General features: G+C 58.1%; 16 protein-coding genes and 1 pseudogene. All 17 read right to left on the reverse strand.

Features of this window, described 5'->3' with window-relative positions:
• Nucleotides 1-60: 60 nt before the first annotated feature.
• The gene (locus tag H8695_RS03170; RefSeq protein ID WP_249299423.1) at nucleotides 61-510 is read right to left on the reverse strand and encodes a CD1247 N-terminal domain-containing protein; all 450 of its coding nucleotides are present in this window, start codon (nucleotides 508-510) and stop codon (nucleotides 61-63) included.
• Between the two features lie 240 nt (nucleotides 511-750).
• Entirely contained in the window at nucleotides 751-1,308 is a 558-nt protein-coding gene (efp, locus tag H8695_RS03175; RefSeq protein ID WP_249299424.1) for an elongation factor P, read from the reverse strand.
• 92 nt (nucleotides 1,309-1,400) lie between these two features.
• Nucleotides 1,401-2,462 (reverse strand): M24 family metallopeptidase, encoded by a 1,062-nt coding sequence (locus tag H8695_RS03180; RefSeq protein WP_249299425.1) that lies wholly within the window; start codon nucleotides 2,460-2,462, stop codon nucleotides 1,401-1,403.
• Between the two features lies 1 nt (nucleotide 2,463).
• Nucleotides 2,464-2,895: a type II 3-dehydroquinate dehydratase gene (gene aroQ / locus H8695_RS03185; RefSeq protein WP_249299426.1), complete on the reverse strand. Its 432-nt coding sequence runs from the start codon at nucleotides 2,893-2,895 to the stop codon at nucleotides 2,464-2,466.
• Complete coding sequence (locus H8695_RS03190; protein ID WP_249299427.1) at nucleotides 2,892-3,758, reverse strand: TIM barrel protein; 867 nt, start codon at nucleotides 3,756-3,758, stop codon at nucleotides 2,892-2,894. The genes aroQ and H8695_RS03190 overlap by 4 nt, the downstream gene beginning before the upstream one ends.
• Nucleotides 3,758-4,258, reverse strand: a complete 501-nt coding sequence (locus H8695_RS03195) for a YqeG family HAD IIIA-type phosphatase (protein ID WP_249299428.1) — start codon at nucleotides 4,256-4,258, stop codon at nucleotides 3,758-3,760. The genes H8695_RS03190 and H8695_RS03195 overlap by 1 nt, the downstream gene beginning before the upstream one ends.
• A gap of 120 nt (nucleotides 4,259-4,378) precedes the next feature.
• Entirely contained in the window at nucleotides 4,379-4,555 is a 177-nt protein-coding gene (gene rpsU / locus H8695_RS03200; RefSeq protein WP_249299429.1) for a 30S ribosomal protein S21, read from the reverse strand.
• A gap of 90 nt (nucleotides 4,556-4,645) precedes the next feature.
• Entirely contained in the window at nucleotides 4,646-7,054 is a 2,409-nt protein-coding gene (gene leuS / locus H8695_RS03205; protein WP_249299430.1) for a leucine--tRNA ligase, read from the reverse strand.
• A 24-nt stretch (nucleotides 7,055-7,078) separates the two neighbouring features.
• Nucleotides 7,079-7,420, reverse strand: coding sequence for a ribosome silencing factor (gene rsfS / locus H8695_RS03210; protein ID WP_249299431.1), 342 nt, complete (start codon nucleotides 7,418-7,420; stop codon nucleotides 7,079-7,081).
• Between the two features lie 44 nt (nucleotides 7,421-7,464).
• Nucleotides 7,465-8,814, reverse strand: coding sequence for an LCP family protein (locus tag H8695_RS03215; protein WP_249299432.1), 1,350 nt, complete (start codon nucleotides 8,812-8,814; stop codon nucleotides 7,465-7,467).
• A gap of 42 nt (nucleotides 8,815-8,856) precedes the next feature.
• Nucleotides 8,857-9,432 (reverse strand): bis(5'-nucleosyl)-tetraphosphatase (symmetrical) YqeK, encoded by a 576-nt coding sequence (gene yqeK / locus H8695_RS03220; protein WP_249299433.1) that lies wholly within the window; start codon nucleotides 9,430-9,432, stop codon nucleotides 8,857-8,859.
• Nucleotides 9,429-10,031, reverse strand: coding sequence for a nicotinate (nicotinamide) nucleotide adenylyltransferase (gene nadD, locus H8695_RS03225; RefSeq protein ID WP_249299434.1), 603 nt, complete (start codon nucleotides 10,029-10,031; stop codon nucleotides 9,429-9,431). The genes yqeK and nadD overlap by 4 nt, the downstream gene beginning before the upstream one ends.
• 21 nt (nucleotides 10,032-10,052) lie before the next feature.
• The gene (gene yhbY / locus H8695_RS03230) at nucleotides 10,053-10,340 is read right to left on the reverse strand and encodes a ribosome assembly RNA-binding protein YhbY (protein WP_249299435.1); all 288 of its coding nucleotides are present in this window, start codon (nucleotides 10,338-10,340) and stop codon (nucleotides 10,053-10,055) included.
• A complete protein-coding gene (locus H8695_RS11650; protein WP_346726793.1) occupies nucleotides 10,327-10,929 on the reverse strand; it encodes an XTP/dITP diphosphatase in 603 nt (200 codons plus the stop codon). Before H8695_RS11650 ends, yhbY begins: the two co-directional genes overlap by 14 nt.
• 48 nt (nucleotides 10,930-10,977) lie before the next feature.
• Nucleotides 10,978-11,688, reverse strand: a pseudogene (gene rph / locus H8695_RS11655) (ribonuclease PH); the annotation flags it as partial.
• Between the two features lie 11 nt (nucleotides 11,689-11,699).
• Complete coding sequence (ftsY, locus tag H8695_RS03240) at nucleotides 11,700-12,554, reverse strand: signal recognition particle-docking protein FtsY (RefSeq protein WP_249299437.1); 855 nt, start codon at nucleotides 12,552-12,554, stop codon at nucleotides 11,700-11,702.
• A gap of 16 nt (nucleotides 12,555-12,570) precedes the next feature.
• Nucleotides 12,571-16,143 carry a chromosome segregation protein SMC gene (smc, locus tag H8695_RS03245; protein WP_249299438.1) on the reverse strand — a complete coding sequence of 1,191 codons (3,573 nt, stop codon included), beginning with the start codon at nucleotides 16,141-16,143 and terminating at the stop codon, nucleotides 12,571-12,573.
• Nucleotides 16,144-16,185 lie beyond the last annotated feature (42 nt).

Below are 16,185 nucleotides of genomic sequence, written 5' to 3' on the forward strand. Positions count from 1 at the left end.
AATCACCTCCGCCAAAAGAAAAGAGGTCTGTCTTGCGACAGACCTCCCGTTCCGGTGTCTTTACTCTTGCTCGTGCTCGTGGTCGCAGCCGCACTCGCAGGCTTCGTCGCCACAGCAGCAGTCGTCTTCTTCATCCTCAATCTCAAAGTCGAACACCTCGCCGCACTCCGGGCACTCCACCTGGCCGTCCAGCGCGATGTCCTCGTCGAAATAGATCTCCTGGCCGCAGTTCGGGCACTCGACTTCAAAGTAATCGTCCTCGTCGAAGTCCTCGTCCTCCTCGTCGTCGAGCTCGTAGAAATCCTCCTCGAGCGCGGCGAGATCTTCATCTATTTCGTCAACTTGACCAGAGACCTGCGCCATTTCGTCCTCGAGATCGCTCACCGTGAGCGCAGCATCGTCGAGAATGTCCACAATCGCCTTGAGCAGCTTGCCCTCTTTCTTGGTGGTGTCGATATCGAGTCCGTCCATCAGGCCTTTCAGATAGGAAACTTTCTCTGTTAAAGTCATGGTTCCTGCCTCCTTTTACATTCGTTGTAATATGCCCGCAAAAGGCGGGAATATGTCGCATTGTTTCCCGGGAACACACAAGTGTCACCGGCGTGGCTGCCGACTTCATCGCGAGTCGTCTGCCGCCCTGTGATATGGTAACACAGTACGGCTGCGAATTATGCCGATTGCACATATCCGCAAGAGACGCCGGACAGCAGACCGGCCGGCCTGCTGTCGAATTGCGCTGCGTTATGTTGCTCAGGCGCGCTCCATGTACTCGCCCGTTCTGGTGTCGATGCGGATTTTCTCGCCCTCGTCAATGAAGAGCGGAACCTTGACCACCGCGCCGGTCTCGAGAGTAGCCGGCTTGGAAGCGCCGGTTGCGGTGTCGCCCTTGAAGCCGGGCTCGGTCTCGGTGATGACAAGCTCGACAAAGTTCGGCGGCTCTACGCCAAACACATTGCCCTTGTAGGAGAGGATCTTGCACATCTCATTCTCTTTGACAAACTTGAAGTTGTCCGAGAGAACGCTCTCATTGATCGGCAGCTGCTCGTAGGTCTCAAGATCCATAAAATAGTAGAGACTGCCGTCATTGTAGAGATACTGCATCTCCTTTCTCTCAATGAACGCAGTGGGGAATTTTTCCGTCGGGTTGAAAGTCTTATCGAGCACAGCGCCCGTGATCGCATTTTTCACTTTGGTGCGCACAAAGGCCGCACCCTTGCCGGGTTTGACATGCTGAAATTCCACAATCTGAAATACGTTCCCATCCATTTCAAACGTGACGCCGTTTCTAAACTCACCTGCAGAAATCATATAGTATCCTCCAAAATCGAATTCCTTTGTTTAGTTTATAATAATTTGCCCTATTATGCAAGGGCGCAATAGAAAATTTTTACTCGCGCGCCCTACAAAATCAACAGTTTTTTCTCCGTGTGATTGAGCACCTCGCAGCCCTGCTGCGTGACAAGAATCAGATCTTCGATTCTCACGCCGAATTTCCCCTCGAGATAGATTCCCGGCTCGTTGCTCATGACGGTATTCGGCGCAATCACGTCGTGGCAGAGCATCGAAAAGCGCGGCGACTCGTGCACCTCAATGCCGATGCCGTGGCCGAGCCCGTGGCCAAAGTTCTGCCCGTAGCCCATCTGCGTGATATACTCGCGTGCAATCCGGTCCACCTCGGCGCCGGTCATGCCCGCATGCACCTGGTCGATGACCCGGTTGTGGGCCGTCAGCACAATGTCATAGACCTTTCTCATCTCGTCGCTGGCATAGCCCACGGCGACGGTTCTTGTCATGTCGCTGCAGTAGCCGTCGACCACGCAGCCAAAGTCCATCGTCACAAAATCGCCGCTTTCAACGGTTTTTTCGGTTGGCACGCCGTGGGGCTTCGAGCTGTTTTTGCCCGAGACGCAAATCGTGTCGAACGAGGTCTTTTTCGCCCCGCCGCGGCGCATGAAAAACTCGAGCTCCATGGCGATTTCAAGCTCAGTGCGCCCCGGCCGGATATAGTCGAGCACATACTCAAACGCGCGGTCGGCCAGATTCTGTGCGCGGCGCATCGCCGACAGCTCGCTCTCATCCTTGACTGCGCGCAGCTTTTCCACCACATCGCCCAGCGGCTGCAGCGTCACGCCCGCAAACTCACTTTCAAAGCGCGACTTTGTATGTACGCTGACCTCCCGGTCCTCATAGGCGAGCGTGCGGATGCCGTTCTCACTCATCAGTCGACCAAGCGGCGCAAGATAGCCGCGATTCTCCTCGACGACCTCCATAAAGCTCACGGTCTCGCGTGCGGCTTCGCTGTTTCGCGAGTCGATAAGAAACCACGCCCTGTCAGGCGTTACGAGCAGCGCGCCCTCGCTGTGCGGCAGACCGGTGAAATAAAACAGGCTCGTGTCGGCCGTGAGCAGTACGGCGTCAACGTCTCCCGTCTGCTCCCGGAGGTTCTGAAGTCTTTTCATCATCTCAAACCATCTCCTTTAACGCATAGAGTGCGAGTTTGTAGCTGTTCTTGCCAAATCCGGCGATGCTGCCTGCGCAGACCGGCCCGATCACGGAGCGGTGACGAAATTCCTCACGCGCGGCGACATTCGACATGTGAACTTCAATCACCGGCAGACGAACGGAGGCAATCGCATCGCGCAGGGCTATGCTGTAGTGGGTGTAGGCGCCCGCGTTGAGCACCACGCCCGCGTGGGTGCCGCGTATCTGCTGGAGCTTGTCGATGAGCGCGCCTTCGCTGTTGGACTGATAGAACTCGCAGACAAGCCCCAGAGTCTCCCCGAGTGATGAGAGCTCGCCGTTGATTGCCTCAAGAGACTCGCTGCCGTACTGACCGGGCTCTCTCTCGCCTGTCAAATTGATGTTAGGGCCGTTTAAAATGAGTATTTTTTTCACAGGTCTTCCCCCTTTGCGTGCAGCACCATCCGCTTCATTGCGAGTGCGTCCTCCGCCTGGGTTCCCGCCGACTCGCAGATGATGGTGGGCGCCAGATTTTTTCTTGCGATCAGCTCGGCCAGCGGCTCAAACTCCGGGCCGTACTCGCCGCCGTCGGCAAAGGTCAGGTGCACTTTCTCACCTCCCGCCGTGTAGGCGATCTTGGAAAAATGGCTGTGGAACACCCGAAGCCGGTCGGCTCCGAGGCGATCCTCCACGAGGTTCAGCAGCTTCTCATAGTCTGCGATGCCTCTCACACCACCGAGCGTGCGCGCGTTGAGATGGCCGAAATCAATGGTCGGAATGAGCCTCTCATCGAGCCGGCAGAGCTCACAGACCTCCTCGAGCGTGCCGAGCTGATTGATCTTGCCCATTGTCTCCGGACAGACGGTGATATCGCCGAGGCCCTCCGCATCGAGCGCCGCGAGCGCGCGGCGAATGGTGTCCTTTGCGAGCTCCAGAGCATGCTCGCGCGTCATACCCGAGCAGGAGCCGCTGTGTACGACGATGCGCCCCGCGCCCATGAAGCGGGCGCATCGGGCGCTCTTTAGAATGTAGCCGATGCTGTTGTCGCGCTTCTCGGGGTCCTTGCTCGACAGACTGATGTAATAGGGCGCGTGGATGGACAGAGAAATATGGTGTTCCCGTGCTTTCTGCCCAATCTGCACGGCGGTCTTCTCCGAGACGTTCACGCCCTTGCTGCACTGGTATTCAAAGGCGTCAAGCCCTATTTTCTCAAGCCAGCCCGGCATCTGTACCGAGGCCTTGTAGCCGGCCGCAAAGAAGCTGTCGCTGCTCCCGGCCGGGCCGAATTTTGGTTGCATCAGTGATCCTCCCGCTGTATTTTCCGTAAGAGCGGCCTCTCGAGAGCCCGCTTCATGCGCAGCCAGAGGCACTCGTTCGACAGGTCGATCGGCGTGACCAGCACGGTGCGAAGACCCGCGCGGTTGCCACCCCAGATGTCTGTGAAAAGCTGGTCGCCGAGCGCCACTATTTTATCCTTTGGCAGGCCGAGATATTCGACTGCCTGCACATAGCCCTTTTTGAAAGGCTTATTCGCCATCGGAATAATCTTGATTCCCGCCTCGTCGCCGAAGAGCGCCATGCGTGAGCGGCGGGCATTGGTCAAGATCACGAGCTTCATCCCGGCGCTCTTCCAGCGGTCAATCAGCCGGTAGAGCTTCTCGTCCGGCACGCCGACCTTGTTGCGAACAAGCGTGTTGTCCACATCGAGCACGATTCCCTTAATTTGATGGGCGCGCAGAAAGGCCTCGTCTATTTCGTATACGTTGTCGATGCGGATGGTCGGGCGCAGTTTCAGCAAGCAATTCACCTCAATTTCGCAGGATTTCATGCACTTCTCTATGGAACATTATACTATAGGAACGCTGCGCGCACAACAAAAAAGGCGAGGTATTTCTACCTCGCCCTCATGTCGCAAAACTTATTTGTACTTGCGCTTTCTAGCGGCCTCTGATTTCTTTTTGCGCTTTACGCTGGGCTTCTCATAATGCTCTCTCTTGCGGAGTTCTGAGAGCACACCAGATTTCGCACACTGTCTTTTGAAGCGTCTGAGTGCGCTGTCCAGTGTTTCGTTCTCTTTGACTCTGATTTCCGACATCTGTATCCCTCCCTCCGCTGTGCACAGGGTATTTTGATCTATATGCAAATTAGATTATACAGCACGCCCTCCGGCTGTGTCAATAAGAACTTAACCCTTGACCACGAAATTGACGAGCTTGCCGGGAACGCAGATCTCCTTGACAATCTGCTTGCCCTCGGTCAGCGCGCGGATGCGTTCGTCCTCTCGCGCAAGCGCCAAAACAGCCTCTCTGTCGCTGTCGGCGGGAACCGTCACGGTGTTTTTCACCTTGCCGTTGATCTGAAGCACAATTTCGATTGTGTCGTCCACAACTTTGTCCGGGTCAAACTGCGGCCAGGCCTGATCGGTCACACGCCCGCCGAACTTCAGCACTTCCCACAGCTCCTCCGTGACATGGGGCGCAAAGGGGTTGAGCAGGATGAGAAGCGTTTTGAGTTCACCCGCCGTGATGCTGCCCGCATCATAGACCTCGTTGAGATAGGCCATCATCGCAGCAATGGCTGTGTTCATTTTCAGATTCTCAATGTCGTCGCTGACCTTTTTGATCAGCTTGTGGGTCGAAGAGCAGAGCGCCGCGGAGTAGCCGTCGCCCTGCGTCACCAGCTCCTGAAGTCCCCAGACGCGCTCGACAAAGCGCTTGCAGCCCTTGATGCTCGTCGAGGACCAGGGCGCCGCTTTCTCAAAATCGCCGACAAACATCTCGTAGAGGCGCATCGTGTCCGCGCCGTAGTCGCGGATGATGTCGTCGGGGTTGATGACGTTTCCGCGCGACTTCGACATCTTCTCCCCGTTCTCGCCGAGTATCATGCCGTGTGAAGTTCTCTTCTGATAGGGTTCTTTTGTGGGAACCACGCCGATGTCATAGAGGAACTTGTGCCAGAAGCGCGAGTAGAGCAGATGCAGCGTGGTGTGCTCCATGCCGCCGTTGTACCAGTCGACCGGGCTCCAATACTGTAAAGCTTCTTTGCTTGCCAGTTCTTTGTCGTTGTGCGGATCCATATAGCGCAAAAAGTACCAGGAGGAACCCGCCCACTGGGGCATGGTGTCGGTCTCGCGTTTCGCAGGGCCGCCGCAGTGCGGGCAGGTCGTATTGATCCAGTCGGTCATCTTCGAGAGCGGCGAGTCGCCGTTTTCCGCCGGCTCATAGCTTTCAACCTCCGGCAGCACGAGCGGCAGCTCACTCTCGGGCAGCGGCACCCAGCCGCACTTGTCACAGTAGACCATCGGGATCGGTTCGCCCCAGTAGCGCTGGCGCGAGAAGACCCAGTCGCGCAATTTGTAATTGACTTTCGGGTGGCCGACCCCTTTCTCCTCGAGGTAGGCGATGATCTTCTCTTTCGCCTGCTCAACCGTAAGGCCATTCAAAAAGTCGGAGTTTACCATGTGCCCTGTCTCAATGTCCTCAAAGGCGTGCTCCGAGATGTCCCCGCCGCCGACCACTTCGATGATGGGCAGATCAAATTTCTTTGCGAAGTCGTAGTCTCTCTGGTCGTGGCCCGGCACCGCCATAATCGCGCCGGTGCCATAGGAGATGAGCACATAGTCGGAGACGTAGATCGGAATTTCCCCGCCCGTCACCGGATTGACAGCGCGAATGCCCTTGAGACAGACACCGGTCTTGTCCTTGGCAAGCTCGGTGCGTTCAAAATCGGACTTGCGGCTCGCCGCATCGCGGTAGGCGAGAACTTCGTCGAGATTCTCGATTTGATCGCGGTACTGGTCAATCATCGGGTGCTCAGGGGCAATGACCATGTAAGTCGCGCCGAAGAGCGTGTCGGGACGGGTGGTGTAGACGGTGAGATTGTGTCCGACCGTCGTGGCGAAATCGACCTCCGCGCCCGTGCTGCGGCCGATCCAGTTGCGCTGCTGAATCTTGACTCTCTCAACGAAGTCGAGCTCATCCAGATCGTTGATCAGCCGCTCGGCATACTTGGTGATTGCCAGCATCCACTGGCTTTTGACTTTGCGTACCACCTCGGCGCCGCAGCGCTCGCAGACACCGCCGACTACTTCCTCATTGGAGAGTACGCACTTGCAGGAGGTGCACCAGTTTACGGCCATCTCCTTTTTGTAGGCAAGCCCGTGTTTATAGAGCTGCAAAAAGATCCACTGGGTCCACTTGTAGTAGCTCGGGTCGGTGGTGTTGATCTCGCGCGACCAGTCAAACGACAGACCGAGCGCCTGCAGCTGGCTCTTAAAGCGGGCGATGTTCTTCTCGGTGACGATCTTCGGGTGAACGTGGTTTTTGATGGCGTAGTTCTCCGCCGGCAGGCCAAACGCGTCCCACCCCATGGGATAGAGCACATTGTAGCCCTGCAGTCTGCGCTTGCGCGCGACGATGTCGATCGCGGTGTAAGAGCGCGGATGCCCCACGTGCAGACCCTGCCCCGAGGGATAGGGAAACTCAACAAGCGCATAGTACTTCGGCTTGTCGCTGTGATTGTCCGCGTGGAAGACGCCGGTGCGCTCCCACTCCTGCTGCCACTTTTTCTCGATCTTGGCGAAATCGTATCTCATCTAAAATAACTTCCTTCCAGGTTATTACTCGGTGACAATATCTTGAAGGTCAACCTTTTCCCCGTCGGCCCAGAGCCGCTCCAGCTTGTAAAACTCCCGCGCCTCGCGTACAAAGATGTGCACCACAACGCTGCTGTAGTCGAGCAGCACCCACTGCGAGGAGCGGTAGCCCTCTGTGTGGTGGGGCTCAAGACCGAGTGCGGTCATCTGAAATTCCACTTCGTCGGCGAGCGCCTTGACCTGTGTCGTGCTGTTTGCCGTGCAGATGACGAAGTAGTCGGCGAGAACCGTGATGTCTCCAATGCCGATCACCTGCAGCTCCTCTGCCTTTTTCGCGTCGAGTACTTTCGCAATTTTTTTTGCCATTTCCAATGGGGTCAATTCCATAGGTGTGCTCCTCTCAAATTCGGTCAACTGACGGGCTTTTCTGCCGGCACTTCGCCCGTCGACGGGGGCTCTTCCGGTTCTACTGTGACAGGTCCCCCCGCAGTGGTTCCACCGGCATCGCCGCTTTCGCCGCCCGACGGCGTCTTGTCGCCATCGGTCTTGCCGGCATTGGTTTCGGTGGTCGTCGTCTGAGCCTGATCGGTCGTCTTGTTATCAGTTGTCTTATCTGTGCTGCCCGAGCTATCCGAGCTACTCGAGCTGCCCGATGAACTCGAAGAAGAGCTCTTCTTAATCGGGTAGAACGTCGGGCGTTTCTCGTCGATCTCGGTGGCCGTGCTGCCCTCGAGGTCGGTCTTGTTGTTTTCCTTGCGGGCAAGCTCAACCATATTGTGTTCGGTGATCTCAGTCGTATACGGGTTGAAACTCTGGTTGATCAGCTCGAGCGTCTCCGGCAGATAGACCGAGAAATACGAGACTCCGCCGCTGTATGCCGCCTCGCCCGGCAGGGTGAAGAAGCGGATTTTGTCCATATCGAGGTTGACAGCGTTTGCCGCGAGCCCGAGCATGTCGGTCAGCTGCATATCAGTCTTGACATTGGCGAAGACATCGGTGATGATACTCGGAATCTTGACGATCGTGCCCGGCGAGAGCACCTTTTTGATCGCCGCGGTGATGAACATCTTCTGCGCTTTCATCCGCCCGATGTCAGCGTCCGCATAGCCCTTGCGGAAGCGCACAAACCCGATCGCATCGTCGCCCTTGAGCACCTGCTTGCCCTTTTTGATGTGGATGTAGAGATCCTGTGCCGGATCCTCGTAATCCATGTCCATCGGCACATCGACTTCAACGCCGCCGATCTTGTCAATGATCTTGTTAAAGGCCGTGAAGTTGATGACAACATAGTGGTCGATCTCAAAGCCAAACATATTGGAAAAGCCGTCTTTCATCAGCGGACCCTTGCCGTAGGCATACAGGGCGTTTGCTTTCTTGCTCTTCTTTGTGGTATTGAGATAGGTGTCGCGCGGAATTTGGAGGATGTTTACCGACTGATCTGTCGTGTCATAGCGCACCAGCAGAATGGTGTCGGTGCGCGTGCCGTCTTTGTCGGTTCCGCCTACGATAAAAGTTGTGACGCCCTCTTCCTTCTGAAGCCCCTCGTCGGTATTCGGGTCGTCGAAGTCGTCGCTGGTCAGCGGGTCGTGTCCGCCGAGTTCGGGATCATCGGTCAGATCAAAGGGCTTGTCGTCCTCCGCCATGAGAATGGCGGCGCTCATCGGCAGATAGATCGCCAGCGACAGCACAACCGCCAAAAGGAGTATGGCAACGGTCGAGATGATGCCAAAGGGCTTTTTCTTTTTCAGTTTGATAAACATGCTTGTCTCCCCAGTGGGCCGAGCCCCATTCATTACCTCTGTCTATTTTTTCTGTCTTTTTTCCAGCAGGAAATTTCTCGCCTCGAGCGTGTTGGGGTGTATCTGCGCGTGCTTGCCGAGCAGCTCGAAAAACGAGTTGTCCAGCGCCAGCAGCAGCGCCCTGTCAAGATCCTCGTAGACGATGGCGCGCACCGGCTCCACGCCGTCAAAGTCGCGAAGCGGCTCCACATAGTCCGCCATGTAGATGATCTTCTCCAGCAGCGTCATGTCGGCTCTGCCGGTGGTGTGGTAGTAGATGGCGCCGAAGATCTCCTCATCGTCCACCCCCAGCCGCTCCCTGGTATAGCAGGCCCCCGTGAGAGCGTGCAGCAGCTTGTAGGAACTGCGCTCAACAGCGTTTAACATTATACCAAACTCGTCACACATCTTCAACTGTTCGGCGGGGCCCATATCTTTGGTCACATCGTGGTAGAGCCCGGCAATTTCGGCTTTCTGCTCATCCGCGCCGTAGCGTCTGGCAAGTCTGACCGCCTCATCGCGCACTGACAGGCTGTGGCGAAAGCGCTTTTCGCTGAGCATCTGCTCGAGCAGCTTGATTCCGTCGCACTGTGCAATCATCTCACGCCTCCATATAAGTTATTTTGTATGACAAAATCCAAAACGCCCTGCGGCACAAACTCAGTCGGCCGCTCGCCGTTTCGGATTTTCTCGCGCAGCTGTGTGGAGGATACCTCGATCACCGGCGCCTCTATCAGGCGAATGCGCGCACCATAGCGCCCCGCCAGATGATCTGCCGCCTGCTCGAGAGGCTCATCGGTCTCGCGGCGAAAGGCGACCAGTGTCGCAAGGCGCAAAATCTCCTCAAATTCGCGCCACTGCTCCATGGTGCGCAGCATATCCCCACCGAGCAGAAAGCAGAGCTCCCCCTGCGGAAAGACCGCGGCAAAGTGGCGTAACGTGTCCACCGTGTAGCTCTTTCCGCGGCGGCGCAGCTCCACATCACTCACCTCACAGCGCGGCAGAGCGCCAAACGCGATTCTCGCCATTTCAAGGCGCAGCTCGCCGTCGACGGCGTCCGTCATCTGCTTGTGGGGCGGCACTGCAGTCGGAACGACGAAGAGCCGCTCAAGCGGAAGCGCACACAGCGCCGTGCGGGCCATGTTGATATGTCCGAAGTGCGGCGGGTTGAATGTTCCCCCGAATATTCCGATCTTCATGGCTGGAAGCCGCCTCCCCCGTCAGAGTTCGATGAGCTTGTTCTTCTTCGACTCGCGGTAGAGCACAAACCGGCTGCCGATACACTGCACCACATCGGCGCCCGTCGCCTCGGCGACGGCCTCTGCCGCCTGCCTTGCGGTGAGCATGGCCGTCTCAAGAACCGTGCACTTGATCAGTTCGCGCTTCTCGAGCGCCTCGCCGATCTCGTCGCAGAACACGTCAGAAATGCCGTTTTTGCCAATCTGAAAGATGGGCTGCTGGTCGTTTGCGAGCGCACGCAGCTTTGCGCGCTGTTTACTGGTTAACATTCTGTTCTCCCGTCGCGTGAATTTTTTTCATTTCCTCAAAGAACAGCTTCATGGCGTTTGCGCGGTGACTGATGCTGTTTTTGAGCCCTGGGTCCATCTCGCCGAACGTCTGACGGTAGGTCTCATCGTAGAAGATCGGATCGTAGCCAAAGCCGAGCTCGCCGCGCGGCTCATGGAGCAGAACCCCGTGACACTCGCCGCGCACCACAAACTCCCGTCCGTCGGGCGCCGCAAACGCGAGCGCCGAGACAAACTTTGCCCGCCGGTCATCCTTGCCCTCCATGTTGTGCAGAAGCTTTTGAATCCGGTCGAGATCACTTGCTCCCTCGCCGCCGTAGCGGGCCGAGTAGATGCCTGGTGCGCCGTCGAGCGCCTCCACCGCGAGTCCCGAATCATCCGCAATGGCCGGCAGACCGGAAAGCTCCATCACACCTTTTGCCTTGAGCATGGCGTTCTCTTCAAAGGTCGTGCCGGTCTCCTCAATTTCCGCATGAATGCCCGCGTCCGCCATGGAGAGCACCTCAATTTGGAGCGGGGCCAGCATATCCCGAATCTCCTTGAGCTTGCCCATGTTGCCGGTGGCAACCACGATTTTGCGAATGGCGCTCTCACGCGGCTTGTAGCGGGACAGATCCCCGATCGCCCGGCGCTGCTCGGCGAGCAGCTGCTCGATTCCGCTCTGGGCCAGGCCGAGCAGCTCGTCGAGCTGACCGCGGGTAAAGCCGCTTCGCTCGCCGGTACCCTGTATCTCAATGAAATTCTGGCTGTCGTCCATGATCACATTCATATCCACATCGGCCCCGCTGTCCTCCGCGTAACACAGATCGAGCAGCGGTTCGCCGCCGACAATGCCGACACTGGTGGCCGCCACAAAGTGGCGCAGCGGCAGCGAGGAAATCCGCCCCTCATCGTAGAGCTTTTTGAGCGCCAGCACCAGTGCCACAAAGCCGCCGGTGATGGAGGCCGTGCGGGTTCCGCCGTCGGCCTGTATCACGTCGCAGTCGACGACAATGCTGATCTCGCCGAGACGCTCCATATCGACCGCGGCGCGCAGACTGCGCCCGATCAGCCGTTGAATCTCCGAAGAGCGCGGCGCCTTTTTGAGCTTTGCAATGTCACGCTGGTTTCTCTCTTTGGTGGCGCCGGGCAGCATTGAGTACTCGGCCGTGACCCAACCGGCGCCGGTTCCCCGGACATGGGGAGGCACGCGGTCCTCCACGCTCGCGGTGCAGATGACCTTGGTGTCGCCGGTTTCAATGAGAACACTTCCGGCAGCGTATTTGGTAAAGTTTGTCGTGATTGTCACCGGGCGCAATTCGTCCAGCCGCCTGCTGTCAATTCGGTTCAAGTCGGGCCTCCTTATTCAAAGAGCGCGTCGGTAAACTCCCGCGCGTCAAACGGTTTCAAGTCGTCAATTCCCTCGCCAAAGCCGACATAGCGCACGGGAATCTCAAGCTCATTTTTGATGGCGATGACAATTCCCCCCTTGGCCGTGCCGTCCATCTTGGTGAGCACGATGCCAGTGACGTCGCCGGCACTTTTGAACTCCCGTGCCTGGTTGACGCCGTTTTGCCCTGTCGTCGCATCGAGCACCAGCAGACACTCGCTCTCGGCATCGGGGTACTCGCGGGAAATGATCCGCGCGATTTTGGCGAGCTCGTCCATGAGGTTCTTCTTGTTGTGCAGCCTCCCCGCCGTGTCGCAGATGATGACGTCTGAGCCGCGGCTCTTGCCGGCGGCCAGCGTGTCAAAGACCACGGCGGCGGGATCGCTCCCCTCCTGGTGGCGCACAAAGCCGCTGCCGGTGCGCTCGGCCCAGACCTCGAGCTGGTCGATGGCGGCGGCGCGAAACGTATCCGCCGCGCCGAGGATGACCTTTTTGCCGAGCTTCTGATAGTAGTGGGCGAGCTTGCCGATGGTAGTCGTCTTGCCGACGCCGTTTACCCCCATCACGAGAATGACCCGCGGATAGGTCTCTTCCATATGCTCCCCATCGAGAAGCTCGAAGATGATCTGCTTTAAAAAGTCCCGTATGCTCTGCGGGTCGTCGGTACGCTGTTCCTTGACGGTTTGACGCAGACTCTGCATGATTTGTTCGGTAGACTCTACCCCGATGTCCGCGAGGATCAGAGTCTCCTCCAGCTCCTCATAGAGGTCCTCGTCGATCTTCTTGAAGCCAGATAGAACCGATTTGATCTTATCGAAAAATCCCATGGTACTCTCCTGTCTGTTACTGGTATTCTCTGCCGACGTCACTGACGTTGATTGTCAGCATCTTGGAAACGCCGCTCTCCTGCATGGTCACGCCGTAGAGGACGTCCGCCTCCTCCATGGTGCCGCGGCGGTGGGTGATGACAATGAACTGCGTGCGGTCGGTGAAGTTTCTCATGTAATTGGCGTACCGAACGACATTGACGTCGTCGAGCGCCGATTCAATCTCATCGAGGATGCAGAAAGAGGCCGGCTTGACCGCCAAAATGGCAAAGTACAGCGCAATGGCGACAAAGGCCTGCTCGCCGCCCGAGAGGGCCGAGAGGTTTTTGATGATCTTGCCCGGCGGGTTGACCTTGATCTCAATGCCCGACTCGAGCACGTCGCTCGGGTCGCTGAGAATGAGCTCGGCCCGGCCGCCGCCGAAGAGCTCGCGAAACACCTCGTCAAACTTCGCGTTGATGAGCTTGAACTGTTCGGCAAACATCCGTTTCATCTCGCCAGTGAGCTCCTCGATGATCTTGGTCAGCTCCGCTTTTGCCTTCTCGAGATCCTCGGTCTGTGCCGTGTAGAACTCGTAGCGCTCCTTGACGGCGGCATACTCCTCAATAGCGTCGACGTTGATGTTGCCGAGCGCCTTGATGGCGCTCTTGATCTCGGAAATGCGCCGCGTGGCTTTCGACATGCTCTCGATTTCGGTTCGCAGCAGACACGCGTCGGTGTAGGTCAGCTCATACTCGTCCCACAGGCGCGCTACAACATTGTCATTTTCGGCCTCGATGGCGTCCTTTTTGCCCTCGAGGCGGGTCATCTCCTTGATCAACCGGCCGCGGCGCTCGTTCTCCTCCCGGGTCTGCTGGTGGATACGGGTTGTCTTCTGCTCGCAGGCCTCGCGGTGGCGCTTGCAGTCCTCTATGCTCTGCTGGCGCTTCTCAATGGACTCGTGCAGCGTGTCGATTGCCGTCTCGGCGGCGCGAACCGCCTGTTCAAGAGTGAGAATCTGCGCTTCAAATTCCTCGATTTCGGCGGCGCCGCTGTCAATCTCGGCTGCAAAGAGCTCACGCTGGCGCGTGATGTCCTCAATGCTCTCCTGTGCCGCCTGTCGGTCTTTCTCAAGATAGGAGATCTCGACCTTTTTGTCCGAGACCGCCTTGAAGAATGCGTCTTTCTTTTCAATGGCCTCCTGCTTGTTGCCGAGCATTCGCTCAAGCTCGAGCTCAGCCTGCTCACGGCGGTTTGCAAGCTCCGCGGCTGCAGTCTCGCAGGTCTGAATGCGCGCGGCGCGCTCCTTTTTCTCCGATTCGAGGCGCTCGCTCTCCTGCTCAAGGCTCTCAATCTCCTCGCGCATGGAGGCGACGAGCGCGGCAAACTGGTTGTACTCGCCCTCGGCGCGCAGCTTGTTCTCGCGCGCGACGTTCTGCTCGGCGAGCGCGCCGTCAAGACCGGCCTTGAGCGCGGCGGTCTCCGCCTCGAGAGCCTTGAGTTCCTCCCTCGCGCCCTTGCACTTCTCCTGCTCGAGAGCGATCTGCTCGCCGAGGCGCGCAATCTCATTTTTTCTCGACAGCACGCCCACATTCTTCGCCTGCGAGCCGCCAGTCAGCGAGCCGCCCACGTTGAGCAGCTGTCCGTCGAGGGTCACGATGCGAAAACGGTACTGGTATTTCTTCGCCGCGGCGATGGCGGCGTCGATGTTCTCCATGACCACGGTGCGCGAGAGAAGATTGGAAAAGATGCTCTGATACTTCGCGTCGTACCGCGCGAGCTTGTCCGCAATGCCGACAAAGCCCGCTTCCCGCTCCACGCCCTGCTCCTGCAGCTTTGCCGGGCGAACGGAGCGCAGGGGCAGAAACGTGGCGCGGCCCGCTTTCTCGGCTTTCAAAAAGCCAATGGCGGCTTTCGCGTCCTGCTCGCTGTCCACGACGATGTTCTGCATGGCCGCGCCGAGCGCGGTCTCCACTGCCACGGCGCAGGAGTCGTCCACCTCGATGAGCGAGGCGATCGTACCATGCACATTTTTAAGCCGGCCGCGCTCTGCCTCCTGCATCACGCGGCGCACGCTGTGGGTGAAGCCCTCCAGCTGACGGTCCATCTCGCTGAGCAGCTCCACGCGCTGCTGCTTGGCACGGATCTCGCTCTCGCGGCGCTCAAAGTCCTTTTGCATCTGACCCAGGCGCTCGGCGCGCACCTCAAATTTGCGGTTGTAGCCCGAGATGATGTTTTCGTTTGAGAGAATTTGCTCCTCAAGCTCGCGCAGAGCCGCGCGGCTCTGCTTGCGCTCGGCGTCCCTGCTCTGCAGCAGCTCCTCGCGCTTGACAAGCTCCTCTTCAATGGTTTGCGCGCGCGCCGCGGCGCTCTCGCCCTGCGCGAGCAGAGACGAGTGTTCCACCTTTGCGGCGGTGAGCTCGTCGCCGAGCCGCACAAGCTGCGCCTGCGCCCGCTCAATCTCCCCCGAGAGCCCCTCGACATCCTCTGTGTAGCGGCCGCTCTCGGCGAGCATCGCCTCGAGCTCTCCGGCAATCTCGGCGCACTTTTTCTCATTCTCTCTGACAGAGGCCTGCCTCTGGGCGATCTGCTCGTCGTATTCACTCAGGTGGCGGCCGCGCTGCTCAAGCGTATCGTGCAGGCGGGCGATGCGCTCACGGCTGTGCTCGACGTCGTTTTTGCGCACGGCGATCTCGCTTTGCTTCTCGGCGATCTGCTCCTGTGTGGCGCGGATCTCCGCCTGAATGGTCTCAATCTGTACGTTTGCCTGCGCTGCCTCCTCCATGAGTGCGGCGATCTCCCCATCCGTTCCGGCGAGGCGCTCCTCGAGCTCGTGAAGCTCTCCCTCCACTGTCTGGTAGTCGCTCATGACCTTGGAGAGCTGGTCCTTGGTATTGTCCAGATTCTGCAGCCACACGTTGATTTCCAGCTGCTTTTTCTCCTCGCGCAGATCGAGGTATTTTCTCGCTTTCTCCGACTGGATGCGAAGCGGTTCAACCCGGTCGGTCAGCTCGCTTAAAATGTCGCGGATGCGAACGAGGTTCTCCTCGGTGTTTGCGAGCTTTCGCTCCGACTCGGTTTTGCGGTAACGGTACTTGGAGATGCCTGCCGCCTCCTCGAAAATCTGGCGGCGCTCGTCGCTCTTCTGCGAGAGAATCTCCGAAATCTTACCCTGCCCGATGACCGAGTAGCCGTCCCGGCCGAGACCGGTGTTCATCAGCAGCTCGTGGATATCGCGCAGGCGCACGGTGGAGCGGTTGATGTAGTACTCGCTCTCGCCCGAGCGGTAGAGCCGGCGGGTAATCGCAACCTCCGCGAACTCGACCTGCAGCTCGCCGTCGCTGTTGTCGAGCACCAGCGTGACCTCGGCGTAACCGGTCGGCTTGCGCTCCGAAGTGCCGTTGAAAATGACGTCCTCCATCTTCGCCCCGCGCAGCGTCTTGGAGGACTGTTCCCCCATGACCCACCGGATGGCATCGACAATGTTGCTCTTTCCGCTGCCGTTTGGGCCGACGATGGCCGTGATGCCGTCGCCGAACGTGACGACAATCTTGTCCGGAAAGGACTTAAAGCCCTGTATTTCAAGATTCTTCAGCCGCAACCAAGCCACCTCAACCCTCTGTGTTGTTAACTAATTTATTTTATCAGCCGG

This window comes from Feifania hominis (genome assembly GCF_014384765.1).
In the GTDB taxonomy this organism is placed as follows: domain Bacteria; phylum Bacillota; class Clostridia; order Oscillospirales; family Feifaniaceae; genus Feifania; species Feifania hominis.